The 22,124-nt window shown below is 61.0% G+C and carries 21 protein-coding genes and 1 other RNA gene; 15 read left to right on the top strand and 7 right to left on the bottom strand.

What is annotated here, in order from left to right; genetic code table 11:
- Window positions 1-98 precede the first annotated feature (98 nt).
- Window positions 99-518 carry an acyl-CoA thioesterase gene (locus PHO31112_RS10255; protein WP_150620420.1) on the bottom strand — a complete coding sequence of 140 codons (420 nt, stop codon included), beginning with the start codon at window positions 516-518 and terminating at the stop codon, window positions 99-101.
- Window positions 519-723: 205 nt separating this feature from the next.
- Here PHO31112_RS10255 and PHO31112_RS10250 point away from each other — a divergent pair, with 205 nt between their 5' ends.
- From PHO31112_RS10250 to PHO31112_RS10220, 7 genes are all read left to right on the top strand, one after another.
- Window positions 724-2,628 carry an ABCB family ABC transporter ATP-binding protein/permease gene (locus PHO31112_RS10250; RefSeq protein WP_150620419.1) on the top strand — a complete coding sequence of 635 codons (1,905 nt, stop codon included), beginning with the start codon at window positions 724-726 and terminating at the stop codon, window positions 2,626-2,628.
- Window positions 2,629-2,780: 152 nt separating this feature from the next.
- The gene (locus tag PHO31112_RS10245) at window positions 2,781-3,737 is read left to right on the top strand and encodes a LysR family transcriptional regulator (protein ID WP_150620418.1); all 957 of its coding nucleotides are present in this window, start codon (window positions 2,781-2,783) and stop codon (window positions 3,735-3,737) included.
- A gap of 301 nt (window positions 3,738-4,038) precedes the next feature.
- A complete protein-coding gene (locus tag PHO31112_RS10240; RefSeq protein ID WP_174995674.1) occupies window positions 4,039-5,325 on the top strand; it encodes a Glu/Leu/Phe/Val family dehydrogenase in 1,287 nt (428 codons plus the stop codon).
- Window positions 5,326-5,489: 164 nt separating this feature from the next.
- Window positions 5,490-6,398 (top strand): glutamate/aspartate ABC transporter substrate-binding protein, encoded by a 909-nt coding sequence (locus PHO31112_RS10235; RefSeq protein ID WP_150620416.1) that lies wholly within the window; start codon window positions 5,490-5,492, stop codon window positions 6,396-6,398.
- Window positions 6,399-6,507: 109 nt separating this feature from the next.
- Entirely contained in the window at window positions 6,508-7,248 is a 741-nt protein-coding gene (locus PHO31112_RS10230; protein ID WP_150620415.1) for an amino acid ABC transporter permease, read from the top strand.
- Window positions 7,248-7,928 carry a glutamate/aspartate ABC transporter permease GltK gene (gene gltK, locus PHO31112_RS10225; RefSeq protein ID WP_150620414.1) on the top strand — a complete coding sequence of 227 codons (681 nt, stop codon included), beginning with the start codon at window positions 7,248-7,250 and terminating at the stop codon, window positions 7,926-7,928. The genes PHO31112_RS10230 and gltK overlap by 1 nt, the downstream gene beginning before the upstream one ends.
- Window positions 7,925-8,650, top strand: a complete 726-nt coding sequence (locus tag PHO31112_RS10220; protein ID WP_150620413.1) for an amino acid ABC transporter ATP-binding protein — start codon at window positions 7,925-7,927, stop codon at window positions 8,648-8,650. Before gltK ends, PHO31112_RS10220 begins: the two co-directional genes overlap by 4 nt.
- A gap of 95 nt (window positions 8,651-8,745) precedes the next feature.
- Here PHO31112_RS10220 and PHO31112_RS10215 read toward each other — a convergent pair whose 3' ends face one another.
- Window positions 8,746-9,576, bottom strand: coding sequence for a class II glutamine amidotransferase (locus PHO31112_RS10215; RefSeq protein ID WP_042114625.1), 831 nt, complete (start codon window positions 9,574-9,576; stop codon window positions 8,746-8,748).
- A gap of 193 nt (window positions 9,577-9,769) precedes the next feature.
- On the opposite strand from PHO31112_RS10215, the gene pyrC reads away from it, so the two are divergent.
- From pyrC to rnpB, 3 genes are all read left to right on the top strand, one after another.
- Entirely contained in the window at window positions 9,770-10,807 is a 1,038-nt protein-coding gene (gene pyrC, locus PHO31112_RS10210) for a dihydroorotase (RefSeq protein WP_150620412.1), read from the top strand.
- A 2-nt stretch (window positions 10,808-10,809) separates the two neighbouring features.
- Window positions 10,810-11,637, top strand: coding sequence for a DUF3025 domain-containing protein (locus PHO31112_RS10205; protein WP_246178008.1), 828 nt, complete (start codon window positions 10,810-10,812; stop codon window positions 11,635-11,637).
- Between the two features lie 75 nt (window positions 11,638-11,712).
- Window positions 11,713-12,122: RNase P RNA component class A (gene rnpB / locus PHO31112_RS10200), an RNA gene on the top strand.
- 65 nt (window positions 12,123-12,187) lie between these two features.
- Here rnpB and PHO31112_RS10195 read toward each other — a convergent pair.
- Window positions 12,188-12,610 carry an OsmC family protein gene (locus PHO31112_RS10195; RefSeq protein ID WP_150620411.1) on the bottom strand — a complete coding sequence of 141 codons (423 nt, stop codon included), beginning with the start codon at window positions 12,608-12,610 and terminating at the stop codon, window positions 12,188-12,190.
- Between the two features lie 646 nt (window positions 12,611-13,256).
- On the opposite strand from PHO31112_RS10195, the gene rplM reads away from it, so the two are divergent.
- The 4 genes from rplM to erpA all read left to right on the top strand — a co-directional run bounded on the left by rplM (window position 13,257) and on the right by erpA (window position 15,780).
- Window positions 13,257-13,685 carry a 50S ribosomal protein L13 gene (gene rplM / locus PHO31112_RS10190; RefSeq protein WP_010805091.1) on the top strand — a complete coding sequence of 143 codons (429 nt, stop codon included), beginning with the start codon at window positions 13,257-13,259 and terminating at the stop codon, window positions 13,683-13,685.
- A 9-nt stretch (window positions 13,686-13,694) separates the two neighbouring features.
- Window positions 13,695-14,090: a 30S ribosomal protein S9 gene (gene rpsI / locus PHO31112_RS10185; protein WP_010805092.1), complete on the top strand. Its 396-nt coding sequence runs from the start codon at window positions 13,695-13,697 to the stop codon at window positions 14,088-14,090.
- A 183-nt stretch (window positions 14,091-14,273) separates the two neighbouring features.
- Window positions 14,274-15,317, top strand: a complete 1,044-nt coding sequence (gene argC / locus PHO31112_RS10180; protein WP_150583151.1) for an N-acetyl-gamma-glutamyl-phosphate reductase — start codon at window positions 14,274-14,276, stop codon at window positions 15,315-15,317.
- 97 nt (window positions 15,318-15,414) lie between these two features.
- The gene (erpA, locus tag PHO31112_RS10175) at window positions 15,415-15,780 is read left to right on the top strand and encodes an iron-sulfur cluster insertion protein ErpA (RefSeq protein WP_010805094.1); all 366 of its coding nucleotides are present in this window, start codon (window positions 15,415-15,417) and stop codon (window positions 15,778-15,780) included.
- 166 nt (window positions 15,781-15,946) lie between these two features.
- Here the strand turns inward: erpA and PHO31112_RS10170 are convergent, their stop codons facing one another.
- From PHO31112_RS10170 to PHO31112_RS10155, 4 genes are all read right to left on the bottom strand, one after another.
- Entirely contained in the window at window positions 15,947-17,101 is a 1,155-nt protein-coding gene (locus PHO31112_RS10170; protein WP_150620410.1) for a trans-sulfuration enzyme family protein, read from the bottom strand.
- A gap of 2 nt (window positions 17,102-17,103) precedes the next feature.
- Entirely contained in the window at window positions 17,104-17,694 is a 591-nt protein-coding gene (locus PHO31112_RS10165; RefSeq protein WP_150620409.1) for an SET domain-containing protein-lysine N-methyltransferase, read from the bottom strand.
- A 322-nt stretch (window positions 17,695-18,016) separates the two neighbouring features.
- Window positions 18,017-19,165, bottom strand: coding sequence for an anhydro-N-acetylmuramic acid kinase (locus tag PHO31112_RS10160; RefSeq protein ID WP_150620408.1), 1,149 nt, complete (start codon window positions 19,163-19,165; stop codon window positions 18,017-18,019).
- A gap of 103 nt (window positions 19,166-19,268) precedes the next feature.
- Window positions 19,269-20,639, bottom strand: a complete 1,371-nt coding sequence (locus PHO31112_RS10155; RefSeq protein WP_150620407.1) for a M23 family metallopeptidase — start codon at window positions 20,637-20,639, stop codon at window positions 19,269-19,271.
- Window positions 20,640-20,839: 200 nt separating this feature from the next.
- On the opposite strand from PHO31112_RS10155, the gene tyrS reads away from it, so the two are divergent.
- On the top strand, window positions 20,840-22,084 hold the full coding sequence (gene tyrS, locus PHO31112_RS10150) for a tyrosine--tRNA ligase (protein ID WP_150620406.1): 1,245 nt from the start codon (window positions 20,840-20,842) through the stop codon (window positions 22,082-22,084).
- Window positions 22,085-22,124: the final 40 nt, after the last annotated feature.

Raw genomic sequence — 22,124 nt, 5'->3', positions numbered from 1 at the left:
ACAGACCACCGTCACCGGACTTCCCGGCGGGCGGGCAGAAACACGAACACCGCACGCCCCGGTTCGCGAGGCGGCGGCGTTTGTCGTTCGAGGGCTGCTCAGATCAGCGTTTCGAGTTCGGGCAGCGGCCGCGGACGGCGATTTTCGTCAGTCGCCACGTAGGTCACCATCGCTTCGGTGACTTTGACGATCTCGTGCGACAGGCGCATACGCTGCGCATACGCCTCGACGTAGACGGTGATCGACGTGCGGCCTGTCTTCACGATCGTGGCGTAGAAGCTCAGCAGATCGCCGACGAAGACCGGCTCCTTGAACAGGAACGAGTTGACGGCGATGGTCGCCACGCGGCCGTTGGCACGCTGCGCGGCGGGGATCGAGCCGGCAATGTCGACCTGCGACATGATCCAGCCGCCGAACACGTCGCCATGGGCATTGGCGTCGGCGGGCATGGGCAGCACACGTAACGCCAGTTCTTTTTCTTCAGGCAGGGCCGTGAGGGCAGGGGTTGGGGTACTCATGAGATTCCTTGCGTGAGCGGGAAAAGCCGGAAACCGCGGGGACGACGGGTATTGGCAGGCGCCACCGGTCATTCCGCGGCCCTTTACAGGCGGGGAGGGCCGCCCGGCGTCGGCTCAGCATGAGACGCCGGGTTCTGCGAAAATACGCCATCGACGATTTTAGCGGAAAGCCCTCTCGCGAGCCGGACGCCGCCCCAACCCAATCATGAGACGTTTCACTCCGGCCGAGCCTGCGCCGGCGGCCCCCGGCGCTCCCAAGCCTTCTCGCGGCGACTGGCAAGTCATCAAGTCGCTGTTTCCCTACCTGCTCGAATTCCGTGGACGCGTTGCGCTGGCCCTGTCGTGCCTCGTTCTGGCCAAGGTGGCGAACCTCGGTGTGCCCATCATCATGAAGCACATCGTCGACGCGCTCGGCCCGGTGACGGCACTCTCGGCCACGGCCCGCGCGACGGGCGACGCGAGTCTGATCGTCGTGGGCAGCCTTGGCCTGCTGGTTATCGCGTACGGGATCGTGCGTCTGTCTACGTCGCTCTTCACCGAGTTGCGGGAAATGCTGTTCTCGAAGGTGACCGAGAGCGCGGTGCGGCAAATCGCGCTCAAAGTGTTTCGGCACCTGCATGCGCTGTCGCTGCGCTTTCACCTGGAGCGTCAGACGGGCGGCATGAGCCGCGATATCGAGCGCGGCACGCGGGGCATCCAGTCGATGATCTCGTATTCGCTCTACAGCATTCTGCCAACGCTCATCGAAGTGGCGCTCGTGCTGGGCTTCTTCGTCGTGCGCTACGACGCCTTCTACGCCATCGTCACGCTCATCGCGCTCGCGTTCTACATCGTGTTCACGGTGAAGGTCACGGAGTGGCGCACGCACTTTCGCCGCACGATGAACGAACTCGACTCGAGGGCCAATGCCCGCGCCATCGATTCGCTCATCAACTACGAGACGGTGAAGTATTTCGGTAACGAAGCGTTCGAGACGCAGCGTTACGACGAAAACCTCAAGCGCTATCGTGCAGCGGCGATTCGGTCGCAGAACTCGCTGTCGGTGTTGAATTTCGGGCAGCAGGTCATCATCGCGGGCGGGCTCATCCTGATTCTCTGGCATGCCACGCAGGGCGTGATGAGCGGACGCATGACGCTTGGCGATCTGGTGCTCGTCAACACGTTCATGTTGCAGCTCTACATTCCGTTGAACTTTCTCGGCGTCATCTACCGCGAACTCAAGCAGGCGATGACCGACATGGACCGCATGTTCACGCTGCTCGATGTCAATCGCGAAGTGGCCGATCCGCCGGGGGCGAAGCCGCTCGTCTGCCGTGGCAGCACGGTGCGTTTCGAGCACGTGAATTTCGGCTATGAACCATCGCGTCAGATTCTGCACGACGTCGATTTCACGGTGGCGGCGGGGACGACCACGGCGGTGGTCGGACACAGTGGCTCGGGCAAATCGACGCTCTCTCGCCTGTTGTTCCGCTTCTACGATGTTGGCTTCCCCGGCGTGCCGGCGGGGCGCATCACTATCGACGCTCAGGACATTCGAGACGTGACGCAGGATTCGCTGCGCGCGGCCATCGGTATCGTGCCGCAGGACACGGTGCTGTTCAACGACACCATCTACTACAACATTGCCTACGGCAATCCGTCGGCATCGCGTGAGCAGGTGATCGCGGCGGCCCGTGCGGCGCACATCCACGACTTCATCGAGAGCCTGCCGGCCGGTTACGAGTCGATGGTCGGTGAGCGCGGCCTCAAGCTCTCCGGGGGCGAGAAGCAACGTGTGGCGATTGCCCGCACCATCCTCAAGAATCCGCACATCCTGATTTTCGACGAAGCGACCTCGGCGCTGGATTCGCGCTCCGAGCAGGCAATTCAGTCGGAGTTGCGCAACATTGCCCGCGAGCGCACAACGCTCGTCATCGCGCACCGGCTCTCGACGGTCGTGCATGCGGCGCAGATCATCGTGCTCGACAAGGGGCGTATCGTCGAGCGCGGTACGCACGACGAACTGCTGCGTGCCGAAGGGCTCTATGCGCAGATGTGGGCGTTGCAGCAGCAACGTCGCGGCGGGGAAGGGGATACCGAGGCGTCGCACTTCGCGACGGTAGTGTCCTGAACCTTGGCGGGGCAGGCGAGAGTGAGACGAAGGCGAGGGCAGTGACGGCGAGCGGGACGATGGCCTGACGCAGGATGATGGGCGCAGGCCTGTCATCCGGGCGGGCGATTGAGTAGACTAGCGCGCTGACATTGCCGACGCGGGAGTACCGCATGGAAATCAAATGGCTCGAGGACTTCGTGTCGCTCGCCAAGACGAACAGTTTCAGCCGTTCGGCCGAGTTGCGCCATGTGACGCAGCCGGCGTTCTCGCGCCGCATTCAGTCGCTCGAGGCGTGGCTCGGCAGCGAACTGATCGACCGTTCCAGCTACCCGACGCGTCTCACCTCGGCCGGCGAGGTGTTCTACGAGCAGGCGCTTGCACTGCTCTCTCAGGCGCAGGAAGCCCGCGCCCTGCTGCGCGAACAGCGCTCGGCCGATCATTCGGTGCTTGATTTCGCCGTGCCGCATACGCTGTCGATGACGTTCTTCCCGCGCTGGCTCAAGACGCTGGAAAAGCGCATGGGCCTGCTGCGCAGCCGTCTGCGCGCGCTCAACGTGCACGACGCCGCCATGTCGCTCACCGACGGCGGCTGCGATCTGCTCATGTGCTACTACCACCCGAGCCAGCCGCTGCAACTCGATGCGGCACGCTACGAGATGATCGTGCTCGGCAGCGAACGCTTCAGCCCCTACAGCGCACCGACGGCGCAAAAGCGCGCCCGGTTCAGGCTACCCGGCACACCGGACGCTCCGGTGCCTTATCTGGCCTACACGTCGAATGCCTACCTCGGACGGATGGCCGATCTGCTTGCCGGGGATGCATCGAGTCCGCCATATCTGGACAAGGTTTACGAGACGGATATGGCCGAGGCGCTCAAGGCGATGGTGCTGGCCGGGCACGGCGTGGCCTTTCTTCCGGAAAGCGCGGTGATCGATTCGGTCGCGCGCGACGAACTGATTGATCTCGCACCCCCAGGCAAGGCGGCCGCACCGTGGCACCTGGATATGGAGATCCGCCTGTATCGCGACCGCCTCGCCTATACCGATGCCAGCAACCGGCGCGAGCGCGCCAAGCGCGATGTCGTGGAGGCGTTCTGGCAGGCCGTGCGCGATCAGGTCAAAGGCTGACGCCGCGTCGGCGCGGCGTTCCTCTCGCAGGGGACATTCCCCAGCATTTTCCATCCTTTCCGGGACGAGACCCGTCCCAAAGTCGGGGCTCGCAGGCACGTGGGGCGTTCGAGGGTTTTCGCAGGCATTCGCGTGGCATAACGGCGGAATAGCCATCAAGTCGCCACCAAGTCGAAACTATGCACAAAACGCATAGATACATGTTTATTCGGCATTGGATTGTTCTTCGCGGTTCTTTGTAAAGTGCCAGCCATTCGTGCCGTGCGTGCGGCACTGAATGATCAAGCCGGAGAATCCAACGATGTCGCAAACGTCACATGTCTTGCCCTCTTACCTCGACGCCGAGCACCTTGGCCCGTGGGGTAACTACCTTCAACAGGTGGATCGCGTCACGCCCTATCTGGGCCCGCTTTCGCGCTGGGTCGAAACCCTCAAGCGTCCGAAACGTATCCTGATCGTCGATTGCCCGATCGAACTTGATAACGGCACTATCGCCCATTTCGAGGGCTATCGTGTCCAGCACAACACCTCGCGCGGCCCCGGCAAGGGCGGCGTGCGCTTTCACCAGGACGTCACGCTCTCCGAAGTCATGGCCCTGTCGGCCTGGATGTCGGTCAAGAACGCCGCCGTGAACGTGCCGTACGGTGGCGCCAAGGGCGGTATCCGCGTCGATCCGCGCAAGCTCTCGCGCGGCGAACTCGAGCGTCTGACACGTCGTTACACCAGCGAAATCAACATCATCATTGGGCCGACGAAGGACATTCCGGCACCGGACGTCAACACCAATGAGCAGATCATGGCGTGGATGATGGACACCTACTCGATGAACGAGGGTTCCACGGCCACGGGTGTCGTGACCGGCAAGCCGATTTCGCTGGGCGGCTCGCTGGGCCGTCGCGAAGCGACCGGCCGCGGCGTGTTCGTGGTGAGCTGCGAAGCGGCCCGCCGTCTCGGCATGGACGTGCGCGGTGCGCGCGTGATCGTGCAGGGCTTCGGCAATGTGGGCGGTATCGCCGCCCGCCTGTTCCAAGAAGCTGGCGCCCATGTCATCGGCGTGCAAGATCACACCGGCACGATCTACAAATCGGACGGCCTCGATGTGACGAATCTGCTCAAGCACGTGGCCGAGACCGGCGGCGTGGGCGGTTTCCCGGCCGCCGAGACCATTAAGGACGACGAATTCTGGTCGCTCGACTGTGAATTCCTGATTCCGGCGGCGCTGGAAAACCAGATTACCGAGAAAAACGCCGCCAAGATCCGCGCGAAGGTCGTGGTCGAAGGCGCCAACGGCCCGACAACGACGGCAGCCGACGACATTCTGCGCAGCAAGAACATTCTTGTCGTGCCGGATGTCGTGGCCAATGCCGGTGGCGTGACGGTCTCGTACTTCGAGTGGGTGCAAGACTTCTCGAGCTTCTTCTGGACCGAGGAAGAGATCAACCACCGTCTGGAGCGCATCATGCGCGAAGCGTTCGACGGGGTGTGGAATGTGGCGCAGGAACACAAGGTTTCGCTGCGTACTGCCGCATTCATCGTCGCGTGTACCCGTATTCTGCAAGCCCGTGAGATGCGCGGCCTGTATCCCTGATAAGGGGGGCTGTCGAGCTAAGTAGTAATACGCATTAGTGCGTGAAAACAGAATGTTCGGGGCGATTTACGTCAAAAAAGACGTACGTTCCGAACATTCGAGAATAAAAAAATGGGCAATTGCAGTGCTAAAATGCATTCGTTTTGTGCCAAGGAGACCAAGGAATGACCCTCTCGAAAATTGCGTTGGCGATGTGCTGTGTGGGCCTGATGGCAGGTGCTGCTCAGGCGCAGGAAAGCGGTACCCTCAAAAAAATCAAGGACACAGGCATTATCTCGCTGGGGAACCGCGAGTCGTCGATCCCGTTCTCGTTCTATGACAACAACCACAATGTCGTCGGCTATGCCAACGATGTGGCCATGGCGATCGTTGCCGAAGTCAAGAAAGAGCTGAAGCTGCCGAAGGTGGAAGCCAAGCAGACCCCGATCACGTCGCAGAACCGCATTCCGCTGGTTCAAAATGGCACGATCGACATCGAGTGCGGTTCGACCACGAACAACGCTGATCGTCAGAAGCAGGCTGCGTTCTCGAACACGTTCTTCATCATCGGCACGCGCCTGCTGGCGAAGAACAGCTCGGGCATCAAGGACTTCGCCGACCTCAAGGGCAAGAACGTCGTGACCACGGCGGGTACAACCTCCGAGCGTCTGCTGCGCGAGATGAATCAGAAAGAAAACATGGGCATGAACATCATCAGCGCGAAGGACCATGGCGAAGCAGCAATCACGCTGCATTCGGGCCGTGCCGTCGCGTTCATGATGGATGACGCCCTGCTCGCCGGTGAGCGTGCCAAGTTCAAGGACGCCAAGGACTACAGCATTGTCGGCAAGCCGCAATCGTACGAAGCCTACGGCTGCATGATGCGCAAGGACGATCCGGCCTTCAAGAAGCTGGTGGACAAGGCTGTCGGTGACTACCAGAAATCGGGCCAGGCGCAAAAGGACTACGCCAAGTGGTTCCAGCAACCGATTCCGGCACTGGGTGGCGTGAACATGGACTTCCCGCCGTCGGCTGAAATGGCCGCCCTGTGGAAAGCGCCGAACGATAATGCTGACGTTCAAGGCACCAAGTAAGCCTCGCCGGCTTGATGGAACGCTGAGCACCGTCAGTGCGTAATGCCGAAGCGGAAGGAGTCAATCCTTCCGCTTCTTTTTAAGCAAGACAAGTAGAAAAGGGGAGATCATGGCTCTCGGTCTCGATTTCAGTTTTTTCTTCCAGCCGGTAGCTACCGGCGAGGGCGCGACCTACTTCGGGTGGTTGCTCTCGGGCTTCAAGCTCACGCTTGCGGTCGGCCTTGGCGGCTGGATCATTGCGCTAATCGTGGGCTCCGTGCTCGGCGTGATGCGTACCATTCCCAACAAATGGATTTCCGGCTTCGCGGCAGGTTACGTGGAGCTATTCCGGAATATCCCGCTGCTCGTGCAGTTGTTCTTTTGGTATTACGTGGCGCCCGACTTCCTGCCGGAAGGCGTCCGCCAATGGCTGTTCTCGCTCAATCCGGCGAATGTCTCACTGCTGACCGGGGTGATCGGCCTGGGGCTCTTTACGGCAGCCCGGGTGTGTGAACAGGTGCGCTCCGGTATCAATTCGCTGCCCAAGGGCCAGAAAAATGCCGGTCTGGCCATGGGGCTCACGCTGCCGCAGACGTATCGCTTCGTGCTGCTACCGGTGGCCTTCCGCGTGGTGATTCCGCCAATCACCTCGGAATTCGTCAACATCTTCAAGAACTCGGCCGTGATCTCGACCGTGAACCTGCTCGAACTGACAGGTCAGGGCAAGCAGCTCATCGATTACACGGCGCATAGCTACGAATCGTTCATCGCGGTGACGCTCGCGTACATGCTCATCAACATCGTCGTGCTCACGTTCATGCGTTGGCTCGAATCGAAGACCCGCCTGCCGGGCTACATCGGGGGCAAATAATGGGTGAAATCTTCGCTTGGGGCGGCGCGGTCGATGCGATGCCGCTACTCGTCAAGGGCATGATCACCACGCTGCAAGTCACGGGTCTTGCAGTGGTCGTGGGTATCGTCTGGGGCACATTGCTCGCGATGATGCGCCTGTCCGGCGTGACAGCGCTGAAGTGGTTTGCGGATCTGTATGTGAACGTGTTCCGCTCGATCCCGCTGCTGATGGTGCTGCTGTGGTTCTTCCTGATCGTGCCGCAGGTGCTGCGGACGCTGCTCGACGTGCCGCCTACGTGGGACATCCGGATGGTCTCCGCGCTCGTCGCCTTCTCGCTGTTCGAAGCGGCGTATTATTCGGAAATCATTCGTGCGGGTATCCAGAGCGTGTCGCGCGGACAGTTGTCCGCCGCTTTCGCGCTGGGCATGTCGTACTGGCAGGCGATGGGGCTCGTGGTGCTGCCGCAGGCGTTCCGCAACATGGTGCCTCTGCTGCTCACGCAGGGCATCATTCTGTTCCAGGATACGTCGCTCGTGTATGCGATTGCTTTGTCCGATTTCTTCGGCATGGCGTATCAGGTGGGCCAGCGTGACGGCACGCTGCCTGCGATGATTGTGTTTGCCGGAGCGGTCTACTTCGTGATCTGCTTCTCGGTTTCGATGTTGGTTAAACGTCTTCAAAAGAGGTTGGCGAAATGATTACCCTTAAAAACGTCTCCAAGTGGTACGGCCAGTTCCAGGTGCTCACGGACTGCTCCACTGAAGTCAAGAAGGGTGAAGTCGTGGTGGTGTGCGGCCCGTCGGGTTCGGGCAAGTCCACGCTCATCAAGACCGTCAACGGTCTCGAGCCGATCCAGCAAGGCGAGATCATTGTCGATGGCACGTCGGTCGCCGATCCGAAGACGAACCTGGCCAAGCTGCGCTCGCGTGTCGGCATGGTGTTCCAGCACTTCGAACTGTTCCCGCACCTGTCGATCACCGAAAATCTGACGCTCGCGCAGATCAAGGTGCTCGGCCGCAGCAAGGACGCCGCTCGCGACAAGGGCCTGAAGCTGCTCGAGCGCGTGGGCCTGAAGGCGCATGCCCACAAGTTCCCGGGCCAGCTCTCGGGCGGTCAGCAGCAGCGTGTGGCCATCGCCCGTGCCTTGTGCATGGACCCGATCGCCATGCTGTTCGACGAGCCGACCTCGGCACTCGACCCGGAAATGATCAACGAAGTGCTCGACGTGATGGTCGAACTCGCTCAGGAAGGCATGACCATGATGGTGGTCACGCACGAAATGGGCTTCGCCAAGAAGGTCGCGAACCGTGTGATCTTCATGGATCAGGGCATCATCGTCGAAGACGACAAGAAGGACGAGTTCTTCGCGAATCCGAAGTCGGACCGCGCCAAGGACTTCCTGGCCAAGATCCTGCACTGATTCCGGTCAGCCGCTGAAATGAAAAAGCGTGCCTTCGGGCACGCTTTTTTTATGGGCGTCGCAGGCAGACGGATGTCCGCCCGGCGCTGTCTGCCTTACTGGCAGGCCGTGTTTTGCGCGTTGCGCAGGCGCACCGCTTCCGGAATCGGCACCACCGTGCGCAGCGACGGCGCGCCCTTCTCGAACAGGATCAATTCGCCTGGCTCGAAGGTCGTCCAGACTTCGTTGTCCGTGAGCGGCGCGGTGGCGATCACGGCGACGCGATCGGCCGGCGTGGTGAACTTGGCGAAATCGATTTCCCAGTCGGCGTCGATCAGATGCGCCTTCGCGAACGGCCATTGGCGAGCGATGAAGTGCAGCCGCGTCGAGCAGTGGGCGATAAGTGCCTGGCCGTTTGAAAGCACGAAGTTGAACACGCCGTGCCGGGTGATCGTGCGTGTAATGTCTTCGACGGCGTGGAACAACTCGTCGAGCGGCGGTTGCGAGCCGGGGAAGCGCTTGCGCAAGCCCTGCATGATGTCGCAGAAGGCGCGCTCGCTGTCGGTCGTCCCCACAGGCTGATAGACGCCCGAGAGAAACGGGTCGTAGTCGTGCAGATCGCCGTTATGCGCGAAGATCCAGTGGCGTCCCCACAGTTCGCGCTGGAACGGATGGCAGTTCTCCAGCTCAACGATGCCTTGCGTCGCCTTGCGGATATGCGCGATGACGTTTTTCGACTTGATCGGGTATTTCTTCACCAGTTCGGCGATGGGCGAATTCGCCGCCGCCTGATGATCGATGAAGAGGCGGCAGGCCTTGTCTTCGAAAAACGCGATGCCCCAGCCGTCGGCATGGTGATCCGTACCGCCCCCACGCGCCGCGAAACCGGTAAACGAGAACGTGATATCGGTCGGTTCCGCGCAATTCATTGCGAGCAGTTGGCACATGGGACGGGCTAATCGAAGATTGGCTGCGCACGTCGTGTCTGAGCGCCGCTGCCGTTACAATATGGGGTTGCACAAGCATAGCACCGGCCCCTGTGCACGTACATTCCCGCCCAAGAAGTCCGTCGCGCCGACGCGTCACCACGCAGCCGCGGTTTCATGGGCCAGCAGCCTTCCCAGCCCCCGGAAAACGCCCATGATCACAGAACTGACAATCACCCGTCCCGATGACTGGCACTTGCACGTGCGCGACGGCGCCGTGCTCAAGAGCGTGCTGCCCGACAGCGCCCGCCAGTTCGGCCGCGCGATCATCATGCCGAACCTCAAGCCGCCGGTCACCACGACCGAACATGCGGCGGCGTATCGCGAGCGCATTCTCGCGGCGCGTCCGGCGGGCAACACGTTCGAGCCGCTGATGACCCTGTACCTCACCGACAACACGCCTGCCGACGAGATCCGTCGCGCGAAGGCGTCGGGCTTTGTGCATGCCGTGAAGCTGTATCCGGCGGGCGCAACGACGAATTCGGACGCCGGCGTGACCGATCTGGCCAAGTGCCGCAGCGCGCTCGAGGCCATGCAGGACGTCGGCATGCCGCTGCTCGTGCACGGTGAGGTGACCAGTTCCGACATCGATATCTTCGACCGTGAAAAGGTCTTCATCGACAAGGTCATGTCACCACTGCGCCGCGATTTTCCGGGCCTCAAGGTGGTGTTCGAGCACATCACGACGAAGGATGCCGCCGAGTACGTCGCTCAGGCCGAAGGCCCCATCGCCGCGACGATTACCGCGCATCACCTGCTGTACAACCGCAACGCCATCTTCACGGGCGGCATTCGTCCGCATTACTACTGCTTGCCGGTGCTCAAGCGTGAGACCCATCGCGAGGCGCTGGTGAAAGCGGCAACCTCGGGCAGCCCACGCTTCTTCCTGGGCACCGACAGCGCGCCGCACGCGCGTGGCGTGAAGGAAGCCGCCTGCGGCTGCGCGGGCTGCTACACGGCACTGCACGCGGTGGAGTTGTACGCCGAGGCGTTCGACAAGGCCGGCGCGCTCGACAAGTTCGAAGGATTCGCCAGCTTCCATGGCCCGGATTTCTACGAACTGCCGCGTAACGCCGGCAAGATCACGCTGGTGCGCGAAGACTGGGAGCTGCCGGCCGAACTGCCGATGGGCGACGAGACCGTCGTGCCCCTGCGCGCTGGCGAAGTTATCGGCTGGAAGCTCAAGGGGTGAGTGTGGGCGGCGCCGTGGCGCCCGCGGGGTGCGCCCCTTCCGGCTTGCCGGAGATCGACTGGCGCTCACCGTGGTTCGACGCCGTATCGGAACGAGGCCAGGCCGCATTGGCCGACGGCGATTGGCGCGAGGCGCTTTCGGCCTATGCCGCCGCAGCCGGGCTCGTGAGTGGTCAGGGACGGGCGCTTCGCTTCGTCGCGCAGGAAGACCTGCCCGCCGCCACGGCCTACGAGGCGTTCATCGCGGCCACCGGCGGCGTGCCAACGCGCCAGAACCTGCACGACTTCTTCAACGCGCTGATCTGGCTGACCTATCCGCGCGGCAAGGCGGCGCTCAACGCGCGTCAGGCGGTAGCGATCGCGGCCGAAGGCGTGCAGGCCACGCGCGGCGCTACGCGCGACGCCGCGACGGTCTTCGATGAGAACGCCGTCCTCTTCGCCTGCAGCGACGCTGCCCTCGGCGAGGCGCTGCGCGCATTCGACTGGCACACGCTGTTTGTCGCGCGCCGTGCCGACTGGGGCCGCGCCTGCGAAGTCCAGCTTTTTGGGCATGCCTTGCTGGAAAAGCTTGTCGCGCCCTACAAATCGGTGACAGCGCATGCCTGGATCGTGGGCGTTCCCCATGCCTATTTTGGCTGGACGCCATCTGAGCGTCGCGCCTGGCTCGACGGCCGGATAGCGCCGGCGCTTGCCAGCGCCGCGTGGACCACACGCGACTTCGCGCCGTTGCCGGTGCTTGGCATTCCCGGTTGGTGGCCTGCTAACGACGACCCTTCCTACTATCAGGACCTGTCGGTCTTTCGGCCGGGGCGGCGACAAAAGGGCGAATGACGTCGGCCGAGCGTGGTCTCGGCGCGCATGACCGACGGGCAATGATGGCGGTCCGCGTGCTACACTTCGGCCCGCAGAGTCGGCCAGACAATCGCCGCTTCCCTTTGGGAGGGGGAGGAAAGTCCGGACTCCACAGGGCAGGGTGATGGCTAACGGCCATCCGTCGTGAGACGCGGAACAGGGCAACAGAGAACAGACCGCCGATGGCCCCTGGCGCAAGCCAGGCGGATCAGGTAAGGGTGAAACGGTGCGGTAAGAGCGCACCGCGGCGTGCGGCAACGCACACGGCACGGTAACCTCCACCCGGAGCAATTCCAAATAGGCAGGTGAGCGGCATTCGCCTCGTGCGGGTGCCGGCAACGGGGCCCCCGGGAGCCTGCGGGTAGGAAGCTTGAGCGGCGTAGTGATGCGTCGCCTAGAGGAATGATTGTCAGGCGCGGCGCGAGTCGCGTTCACAGAATCCGGCTTATCGGCCGGCTCTGCATCCCAACAAAACACAAAAGGCTCCCGGTGGGAGCCTTTTGTGCTTCATCGCCAGTGCAAACGAATCTTAGCCTTCGACGATCTCGACACTGTGCGTCAGCTCGGCGGTCTTGGCGAGCATGATCGACGCCGAGCAGTACTTGTCGTGGGAGAGCGTCACGGCGCGCTCCACGGTGGCGGGGTTCAGGTTACGGCCCGTGACGGTGAAGTGAAAGTGAATCTTGGTGAAGACTTTCGGGTCTTCGCTTGCGCGTTCTGCCTTGAGCGCGACGCTGCAGCCCTTCACTTCGGCACGGCTCTTCTTGAGAATCAGCACCACGTCATAGGCGGTGCAGCCGCCGGTGCCGACCAGCAGCATTTCCATCGGGCGCGGTGCCTGATTGTGGCCGCCGCCTTCCGGCGCGCCATCCATCGCGACGATGTGGCCGCTACCCGTCTGAGCGACGAAGGCCATACCCTCCTGGCCCATCCAACTCACCTTGCATTCCATATTTCGAAACCCCGATATGCCGTTCAAGCAAAAATTGTAGCGGCTTCCGCAAACTCGCGTACCGCCGCCCGCAAACCCTGACAGTCATCCATTCTGGCCTTGGTTGCTGCGTCGCAATATTGGCGCTTTTTTGATCGAGTTTTCAGAGGGATAAACCCTAAATTCAAATATCAAGCGCGATTTTTCGGAGCGTGGCACATGATTTTTATTTATAAATTATTGATTTTTAAGGAAATGATGTGGTTCGCTCGGTTTCGTCGAAATTTCATATTATGGTAATGTGTTTCGCACTATAAATTTTCTTGCGTCGCACAATTCGATTTGCTAGACTGCAGTCATTGGTTGTTGTGCTTCACAGCAATCCTGCAAGTGTCTCCTCCACCCTCCTCCTTTGGTGGATTTAACCCGGACCCATGAGGTTCGGGTTTTTTTTGTGCGCCGGAAATGCCGTTTACCTGCGGCGCTTTACCGGTGGGTGGTTTTTTCTGTATAATCAACGACTTTTCCGGAAATGCCCACGGAAAAAGCATCAGGGAGAGCCTGCAAGCACAGGACTGCGCCATGCGACCCAAATCGCAAGGACGCGGCCGGCAGACAAGCAGGAAGTTGGTGTTAATGGGGCAAATGCATTTTATTTGGATCGATCATGAAGACGTTTTCCGCTAAGCCGGCAGAGGTGACGCGCGAATGGTTTGTGATTGACGCGACGGACAAAGTCCTCGGCCGTGTCGCCAGCGAAGTGGCACGCCGTCTGCGCGGCAAACACAAACCGGAATTCACGCCGCACGTTGACACGGGTGATTACATCATCATCGTCAATGCTGCCAAGCTGAAAGTTACGGGCGCAAAGCAAACCGACAAGAAGTACTACCGCCACACGGGTTACCCGGGCGGTATCTACGAAACCACGTTTGGCAAGATGCAAGAGCGTTTCCCGGGCCGCGCGCTCGAGAAAGCCGTGAAGGGCATGCTGCCGAAGGGTCCGCTGGGCTACGCGATGATCAAGAAGCTGAAGGTTTACGCCGACGGTAATCATCCGCACGAAGCGCAGCAACCGAAGTCGCTCGAGATCTAAGGGCCAGCCATGTTCAAAAACGATTGGAATTACGGCACCGGCCGTCGCAAGAGCGCTGTTGCTCGTGTGTTCATCAAGGCTGGCAAGGGCGACATCGTCGTCAATGGCAAGCCGATCAAAGAGTACTTCGCTCGTGAAACGTCGCTGATGATCGTTCGTCAGCCGCTCGAGCTGACCAACCACGCTGAAACGTTCGACATCAAGGTCAACGTTTCGGGCGGCGGTGAAACGGGTCAGGCCGGTGCGGTTCGTCACGGTATCACCCGCGCCCTGATCGACTACGACGCGACGCTCAAGCCGACGCTGTCGACCGCAGGCTTCGTCACTCGCGACGCCCGTGAAGTCGAACGTAAGAAGGTTGGTCTGCACAAGGCCCGCCGTCGCAAGCAATTCTCGAAGCGTTAATCGCCCGGGTGCTTGTGGGCATCTGCCTCTGGCAGGTGCAGAGAAAGGCCGCCTCGCGCGGCCTTTTTTCTTTTTTCACCGTGTTTTGTCCGCGTGTAAAAGGGAGGCGCCCGTTGGGTCACCGTCTCACGCGTGTCGTGGAAGCTTGATAGAATCGCATTTCCGATTGAGAGGGGGTAGGGCATGGTCAAGGTAGGTATCGTAGGCGGCACCGGCTATACCGGTGTGGAACTGCTCCGTTTGCTGGCGCAGCACCCGGAAGTGCAGTTGACGGCGATCACTTCGCGTAAGGAAGCGGGCACGCCGGTCGCCGATATGTATCCGAACCTGCGAGGCCGTGTCGACCTGGCGTTTTGCACGCCTGACGATGCCCGTTTGACCGATTGCGACGTGGTGTTTTTCGCCACGCCGCACGGGGTTGCCATGGCGCAGGCGCGCGAGCTGCTTGCTGCTGGCGTGCGCGTAATCGATCTGGCGGCAGACTTCCGCCTGAAGGACATTGCCACATTCGAGAAGTGGTACGGCATGCCCCATGCCTGTCCGGACATTCTCGAGGAAGCCGTGTACGGCCTGCCCGAGATCAACCGCGAGCGAATCAAGAGTGCCCGCGTGATCGGTCTGCCGGGCTGCTATCCGACGTCCGTGCAACTGGGCTATGCGCCGCTGTTCGCCGGTGGCCGGAAGCTGGTCGATCCGAAGCATCTGATCGCAGACGCCAAGTCGGGCGCGAGCGGTGCCGGCCGCAAGGGCGAGACATCGCTGATCCTCGCGGAGACGGCCGACAACTTCAAGGCGTATGGTGTGAAGGGCCATCGCCACCACCCGGAAATCAAGCAGGGTCTCGAGGCGATTGCCGGTTACCCGGTGGGGCTGACGTTCGTGCCGCACCTGCTGCCGACGATTCGTGGCATTCACTCGACGTTGTACGCGACGATCCTGCCCGAAGCGCGCGACACGGACTTCCAGGCGCTGTTCGAGACGTATTACGCAGGCGAGCCGTTCGTGGACGTGCTGCCGGCCGGCTCGATGCCGGAAACGCGCTGGGTGCGCGCGTCGAATTATGTCCGTATGGCGGTGCATCGCCCGGGCAATGAAGATACGCTGGTGATCCTCGTGGTCGAGGACAATCTGGTCAAGGGCGCGTCCGGTCAGGGCGTGCAGTGTATGAACCTGATGTTCGGCTTGCCGGAGAACATGGGGTTGACCCATATTCCCGTACTGCCGTAACGGTATTTATCGTCCCTAAGCCATTGATTTTCCAACTATCGGCACAATTTTGGATTAGGGACTAGAATGGTACCGAACCGCTTTTTGGAGATTTGCGATGAACGCACCGCTTGAGGCTGCCGTCACGGAAATGCCCGCATTCCTGGTCTTTACTGACAGCGCTGCGGACAAGGTCAAGCAACTGATCGACGAAGAAGGCAATGCCGAGCTGAAACTGCGCGTTTTTGTGCAGGGTGGCGGTTGCTCCGGCTTTCAGTATGGTTTCACCTTCGATGAAGATGTCAACGAAGACGATACCGTGCTCGACAAGAACGGCGTGTCGCTGCTGATCGACTCGATGAGCTATCAATACCTCGTCGGCGCCGAGATTGACTACAAGGAAGACATCAACGGCGCACAGTTCGTGATCAAGAATCCGAACGCAACCACCACCTGTGGCTGCGGTTCTTCGTTCTCGGTCTGAACGACGCGCTGGAATTCCGTTGGTTGTTCCTTTGAGCACAGCTCAAAGGAACGCCAAGATTCGGGCATTCTGCACCCCTCCGTGAGAGGGGTGTTTTTTTGTGCCATGGATGACGCGATGGGGTGTCCCGTACGACGCAAAGTCGAAGGGCTATACGTCGAGAGGGTTAAGCGCTACCCAGCGCCTGAATGAGATCTTCTTTGAGATCGTCAACATGCTCAATGCCGACGGAGTAACGAATCAGATTGGCTGGAATTGGTGCGGTTGCCGGTCGTGTTCCCAACCACATCGTGGCGACATGAATCACAAGGGAATCGACCCCGCCCAAGCTACCGGCATTGAAAGGGATGCGAAGCGCAGAAACGACACGCTTTGCCGTATCGGGGCCTTCGCGTAATCCAAAGGCAAACACGCCGCCAAATCCCTTCATTTGCCGATGCGCCAAATCGAACTGAGGATGCGTTTCCAGTCCCGGGTAGATAACGCGTTCGATGCTTGGGTGTTGAGAAAGAAATCTCGCCAGCGTCAATGCGTTTGCATTGATTCGTTCCATCCGTATCGGCAGCGTACGTAATCCACGCAGCAACAGCCATGCATCCATAGGAGACAGCACCGATCCAAGGGTAACGTGTGTGCGCCAGATCTGTTCGGCAAGGGAGCGGCTTGTGCAAACCACGCCGCCCGTCAGGTCGTGATGCCCACCGAGATACTTGGTTGCGCTATGGACAATGATGTCGATGCCAAGCGCATGGGGCTGCTGATTTATTGGAGACGCAAACGTATTGTCTGCAACGGTGAGGATGCCGTGCGCACGCGCGATCTTGGCGACACCCTCGATATCCGTCAATTCGAGCAATGGATTGGCGGGAGATTCCAGCAAAATGAGTTTTGTATTTTGTCGAATCGCCGACATAAATGCGGACGGTTGTGTCTGATCGACCAATGAGACTTCTACTCCCAATCGACTCAGCATCTCGTCGAATAGGTTCGCCGTGCTCATGTAATGGTGGGTTTGAGCGATGACGTGATCTCCCGCACTGAGCAGTGCAAGCAGTGTGGTGACCATTGCGCCCATGCCGGAACTCATCACCAAGGCGGTTTCGGTGCCTTCAAGTGCGGCCATGATCGACTTGACTCTTTCGTGAACCGGGTTGCCATAGCGAGTGTAGTTCCGGGCATGCTGAGGCACGCTCGACATCTCTGCGAATTCGTCGCTATCGGATGCGGCAAAAACCGCAGAATAATGAATTGCCGGCGCAACGCCTTTTTCGCCCGTAATCTTCCGGTCGCCGATGATTGAGGTGGTTTCGATGCGCGACATATCTAACGCTCCTTTGTCGCGGGCTCTGCGGCTATTTTTGACGGGCGGATTTTCGCCAGATAGGCCTTGCCCTCGTTATTGGGCAGTTCTTTGAATCCAGTGATCCATTTTCTGCAGTTGGGCGCCCCGCACTGGCACTCGAACTGCCTGAAGAGAAAATCTTCCGTGGACGCATAGTCCATCGTCAGAAACTCACCCGCCTCAATATCCCGCAGCGCCCAGACTTCCAGCCGCTGCATATCAAGACCGACAGATGGCGAGCATGAGTGCAGGAACAGGCCGGAAAAGTAGGGGTCGTACAAGTGGATCGTCTCCGTCACCTGCAATGTATGCAGCCTGCGCCTATTGGAAATCAGCCCGGTCATTCGACTGACGAGTTCTCCACGCGAAAACGGCGCCAGTGTTCGAACGCCATACCCTTGCCCTTCCGAGTTCAAGGCCACTTCGAATCTGGCATTCGATGTGGGGCGCTCTTCGTCAAGCCATTCGATTGGATAAAGGAATTTCTTTTCTGTCATGGCAAAGGAATGATGAGTGAGATTGGACTTCCTGTACTTCCCGGTAATGTCGTGACGACGCCTGAAGAGTTGCATGTTGGGGGCGGGGAACAAGGGAATCCGCTGGTTTTTTGGGGTGAATCCTATATTTGGGATTTCGTAAAAACAGCGGGGGATACACGGAATTTGCGCGTCGAAGAGGGCCGTGAAATCACGTTGCCGAGCGCTATCGGCAGCCGGATTCGTGGTGTAAAGCGAGGGGAAGAGGAGCGTAGGCCCGGATCAATGCCGGGCGCCGGACATCGTCACAGGAGTATTCCGCGCATGATGCGCGAAGTGCGGTGTGGGAGGGGTGTCGGCAATCCGTTGCGATCGCCACATTGCAGACCGCAAGCTGTTTGTACGGCGTGGCCTGCCTTTAGTGGGGATAGATTGCGCCAAGAATGCGCGGGCCGTTCGCGCCGGTCACGGTGGGCAGATTGCCCGGTTGTCGCGCCAGGCACCGCTCGGCCAGCCATGCAAACGCGAGCGCTTCGACTTGATGGGGCGGCACGCCAAGCGCCTGCGTTGTTGCCACGGTCACACCCGGCAGGCGGGCCGCGATGGCTTGCATGAGCGCTTGATTGCGAGTGCCCCCGCCGCAGGCGTAAAACCCCCGGCAGCCGCAGGCATAGCGAAGTACGTCGTTGGCGACGCACTGGGCGGTGAGGGCGACGAGCGTTGCCTGAACGTCTACAGGCGTGACTCGCGGGAATGCCGCCAACCGGGTGTCGAGCCACCTGGCATGGAACAAATCGCGCCCGGTGCTCTTGGGGGGCGTTTGGGAGAAATAGGGTTCGCTTAGCAGTGCAGCCAGCAGGGTGTCGTCAACGCTTCCGCTCGCCGCCCACGCGCCACCGTCGTCGTAGGTCTTGCCGAGGTGGCGTGCGGCCCAACCATCGAGTAGGGCGTTGCCGGGGCCGCAATCGAAGCCGCAGACCGGTTTGCCTGACGCGGCCGAAGGCAGAATCGTCACGTTGCTGATGCCGCCAAGATTACAGACGACACGCGTTTGCCCCGGGTCCGAAAACACCGCCTGATGATAGGCCGGCACGAGCGGCGCACCCTGGCCGCCGGCTGCGACGTCCCGGCTGCGAATGTCCGCGACGACATCGATGCCAGTCAGTTCGGCGAGCAGCGCGGGAGCATTGAGCTGGCGCGTATAGCCAACACCGTCGAATTCACCCGGGCGATGGCGGATCGTCTGCCCGTGCGCGCCGATGGCGGCGACGGCCGATGCGGGCACCCCCGAAGCCGCCAGCAATTCGCGCACGCAATCCGCATAGACGCGCGCCAGGGCGTTTGCCGCCAGCGCCTCGCAATGCAATTCGTTTTCCGAAGGCGCTTGCAGCACCATCAGCGTTTCGCGCAAATCGCTCGGGAACGGAAGATAGGCTTCTGCGAGCACCCGGCCATCCGCCGACGCTACCAGCACGCCGTCAACGCCGTCGAGGCTCGTGCCGGACATCAGGCCGATGAAATGGGCGGCGGAATTCGGAGAGCGGGAGTGATGAGCGATGTCGGTCATGAGCGAAGCGCGAGCGCGTGGGGAGCCGAAGAAATCAAGTCCGCGCCGGCAGGGCAAGCATGTCGAACACATGTTGCTCGCGCAGCGCGGCTTCCAGCATACCTTAATCGCGCTCGGCGACCTGTACCGTGCGCATCAGATCGATGCGCTTGAGCAGGTTCTCGGCGTACATGTCGAACACTCTCAGGCGGGCGCCTGAGAGCGGTGCGACGGCCGCGACATCCGTCGAGAACGGATTGCGCGGAACGCCGTTGTAGCGCAGTTCGTAATGCAGATGGGGGCCTGTTGCCCAGCCTGTCTGACCGACGAAGCCGATGACCTGGCCCTGCGTGACCCGAGTGCCGGCCTTCATGCCCTGTCCGAAGCCGGACAGGTGGGCGTAACGCGTCTGGTAGTTGCCCGCGTGATCGATCGTCACCAGATTGCCGTAACCGCCCTGCGTGCCGACGAACGTGACGACACCGTCACCCGCCGCGAACACGCGCGTGCCGATGGGGGCAGCCAGATCTATGCCCTCGTGCTTCTTCCACTGGTGCTGGAACGGATGCTCGCGACCGCCGAACGCCGACGAAATCCGCGAAAACTCGACTGGCGTGCGCAGGAATGCCTGCTTCAGGTTGCGGCCGTCGAAGCCGTAGTAAGCGCCCTCGGGCGCTCCCTGCGGTTCGGCGTACCAGATGGCCTGATGCGTCTTGCCCTGATTGATGAACTCGATGGCGAGCACGCGCCCGGTGCGAACCGTACGATCCTGCTGCTTGACGACTTCGTACACAAGGCGGAAGCGGTCGCCGCGGCGCACGTCGCGCTGGAAGTTGATCACGCCGGAGAAGATATTCACCATCTGCGCGACGACGGCGTCGGGTACGCCCGCATCGTCCATCGCGGTGAAGAAGTTATTCGCAATGGCGCCGGAGCGCATGGCCCATTCGGTGTCGTTCGTGAGCTGTTCCACGCGCGCGCGCAGACGGCCGTCGTCGTTGCGCTCGATCACCAACTGCTGGGCACCGGTGCTGCCGGTCGACAGGACGGTGGATAGCGAGACGAGTTTGCCGTCGTCATCCGTTTCCGCCTGCACGACTTGCCCGGAGGGCACGCCGATAAGACGCCGGGCGACGGCGTTCTCACGAATGAAGCGTTCTGCGGTGGGGTCTTGGATCGACAGGCGCGAGAGCATGTCGCCAAGGGTTTCGCCACGTCGCAGCGCCACCTGATGGATAAAGGTCTGGGATTGCGCGTCGAGCTGCTGGATCTGTTTGGCCAGGTCGGGGAAGGTGAGCGGTAAAGTCACGCTCGCACCGTTGCGCGCCGCTTCGGGCACCATGGGTGCCACGCCGAAGGCGGTCACCATTCCCAACGTCAGGGCCGAACCGACCGTTGCCACGATTTGCACCTTTCTGCGACGGTGCTTCGGCTGCGTGGGATCGATCAGGGTCAGCAGTTCACGCGCAAAAAAATCACGGAGTTTTGGCCACATCACGTAAAATTCTGCGCAACTTACGAAAAAAGCCCGGGCGGAGCGACACGCTTCGAGATTGCCTGCCGGAATTCCGGGGCAACCCGGCGTCGCTTCGGCCCGAGCCGAGAAATTGAGCGGCAATTATAGCAGACCCGCCGCTGCCTCCGCCTTTACTGGCTGGCTAAGGGAAACCCTGAACCAGTCTGGACAATGATGTTATGACAAGTGAACACGTACTCACATCGGAAAAGAAGTACCCCGTGACCGACGCCACGCGGGCCGCTCTGGCGATCGCCAAGCGCGGTTGCGACGAGCTTCTCGTGGAAGAGGAGTTCCTGCAGAAGCTGGCGCGCAGCGAAGCGACCGGCAAGCCGCTGCGCATCAAGTTGGGGCTCGACCCGACGGCGCCCGACATCCACATCGGTCATACCGTGGTGCTCAACAAGATGCGTCAGTTGCAGGATCTGGGGCACACGGTCATTTTCCTGATCGGCGATTTCACCTCGCTGATCGGCGACCCGTCGGGCCGCAACAGTACGCGCCCGCCGCTCACGCGCGAGCAGATCGAGTCGAACGCCAAGACCTATTTCGAGCAGGCCGCACTCGTGCTGGACCGCAACAAGACCGAAATCCGCTACAACAGCGAATGGTCGATGAAGCTGGGTGCCGACGGCATGATCAAGCTCGCGTCGCGCTACACCATGGCGCGCATGCTCGAGCGCGAAGATTTCACGAGGCGCTTCCAGGGCGGTGTGCCCATCGCCATCCACGAATTCCTCTACCCGCTCATGCAGGGCTACGACTCGGTGGCACTGGAGTCGGATCTGGAGTTGGGCGGTACGGACCAGAAGTTCAACCTGCTCGTGGGCCGCGAACTGCAAAAGCAGTACGGTCAGGAGCCGCAGTGCATTCTGACGATGCCGCTGCTCGAAGGGCTGGACGGTATCGAGAAGATGTCGAAGTCCAAGGGCAACTACGTGGGCATCAGCGAGAAGCCGAGCGAAATGTTCGGCAAGCTCATGAGCATCTCGGACGATCTGATGTGGCGCTACTATGAGCTGCTCTCGTTCCGTTCGCTCGAAGAGATTGCCCAACTGCGCAAGGACGTCGAAGGCGGGCGCAATCCACGCGACGTGAAGGTGCTGCTCGCGCAAGAGATCGTGGCGCGTTTCCACTCGCAGGCCGACGCCGAGCACGCACTTGAGGATTTCAACGCCCGCGCCAGGGGCGGCGTGCCGGACGATATTCCGGAAGTTTCGCTCGACGGCGCGCCGCTGGGCATCGCACAACTGCTCAAGCAGGCGGGGCTGGTGCCGTCGACGTCGGAAGCCAACCGCAACATCGAGCAGGGCGGTGTGCGCATCGATGGCGAGGCCGTGTCCGACAAGGGCGTGAAGATCGATGCCGGCAGCTATGTCGTGCAAGTCGGCAAGCGCCGCTTCGCCCGCGTGACGCTCGCCTGAGCGTCGCCGGCCCGATGTTCCCGCTGCCGTACATGATGAA

The organism is Pandoraea horticolens (genome assembly GCF_902459555.1).
Taxonomy (GTDB): Bacteria; Pseudomonadota; Gammaproteobacteria; order Burkholderiales; family Burkholderiaceae; genus Pandoraea; species Pandoraea horticolens.
Note: the sequence above shows the minus strand (reverse complement) of the source record. Positions and strands in the feature narration are given on the sequence as shown.

Coding starts and splice junctions, on each gene's coding strand:
- PHO31112_RS10255 (WP_150620420.1), bottom strand. CDS start 518: ATGAGTACCCCAACCCCTGCCCTCACGGCCCTGCCTGAAGAAAAAGAA.
- PHO31112_RS10250 (WP_150620419.1), top strand. CDS start 724: ATGAGACGTTTCACTCCGGCCGAGCCTGCGCCGGCGGCCCCCGGCGCT.
- PHO31112_RS10245 (WP_150620418.1), top strand. CDS start 2,781: ATGGAAATCAAATGGCTCGAGGACTTCGTGTCGCTCGCCAAGACGAAC.
- PHO31112_RS10240 (WP_174995674.1), top strand. CDS start 4,039: ATGTCGCAAACGTCACATGTCTTGCCCTCTTACCTCGACGCCGAGCAC.
- PHO31112_RS10235 (WP_150620416.1), top strand. CDS start 5,490: ATGACCCTCTCGAAAATTGCGTTGGCGATGTGCTGTGTGGGCCTGATG.
- PHO31112_RS10230 (WP_150620415.1), top strand. CDS start 6,508: ATGGCTCTCGGTCTCGATTTCAGTTTTTTCTTCCAGCCGGTAGCTACC.
- gltK (WP_150620414.1), top strand. CDS start 7,248: ATGGGTGAAATCTTCGCTTGGGGCGGCGCGGTCGATGCGATGCCGCTA.
- PHO31112_RS10220 (WP_150620413.1), top strand. CDS start 7,925: ATGATTACCCTTAAAAACGTCTCCAAGTGGTACGGCCAGTTCCAGGTG.
- PHO31112_RS10215 (WP_042114625.1), bottom strand. CDS start 9,576: ATGTGCCAACTGCTCGCAATGAATTGCGCGGAACCGACCGATATCACG.
- pyrC (WP_150620412.1), top strand. CDS start 9,770: ATGATCACAGAACTGACAATCACCCGTCCCGATGACTGGCACTTGCAC.
- PHO31112_RS10195 (WP_150620411.1), bottom strand. CDS start 12,610: ATGGAATGCAAGGTGAGTTGGATGGGCCAGGAGGGTATGGCCTTCGTC.
- rplM (WP_010805091.1), top strand. CDS start 13,257: ATGAAGACGTTTTCCGCTAAGCCGGCAGAGGTGACGCGCGAATGGTTT.
- rpsI (WP_010805092.1), top strand. CDS start 13,695: ATGTTCAAAAACGATTGGAATTACGGCACCGGCCGTCGCAAGAGCGCT.
- argC (WP_150583151.1), top strand. CDS start 14,274: ATGGTCAAGGTAGGTATCGTAGGCGGCACCGGCTATACCGGTGTGGAA.
- erpA (WP_010805094.1), top strand. CDS start 15,415: ATGAACGCACCGCTTGAGGCTGCCGTCACGGAAATGCCCGCATTCCTG.
- PHO31112_RS10170 (WP_150620410.1), bottom strand. CDS start 17,101: ATGTCGCGCATCGAAACCACCTCAATCATCGGCGACCGGAAGATTACG.
- PHO31112_RS10165 (WP_150620409.1), bottom strand. CDS start 17,694: ATGCAACTCTTCAGGCGTCGTCACGACATTACCGGGAAGTACAGGAAG.
- PHO31112_RS10160 (WP_150620408.1), bottom strand. CDS start 19,165: ATGACCGACATCGCTCATCACTCCCGCTCTCCGAATTCCGCCGCCCAT.
- PHO31112_RS10155 (WP_150620407.1), bottom strand. CDS start 20,639: ATGTGGCCAAAACTCCGTGATTTTTTTGCGCGTGAACTGCTGACCCTG.
- tyrS (WP_150620406.1), top strand. CDS start 20,840: ATGACAAGTGAACACGTACTCACATCGGAAAAGAAGTACCCCGTGACC.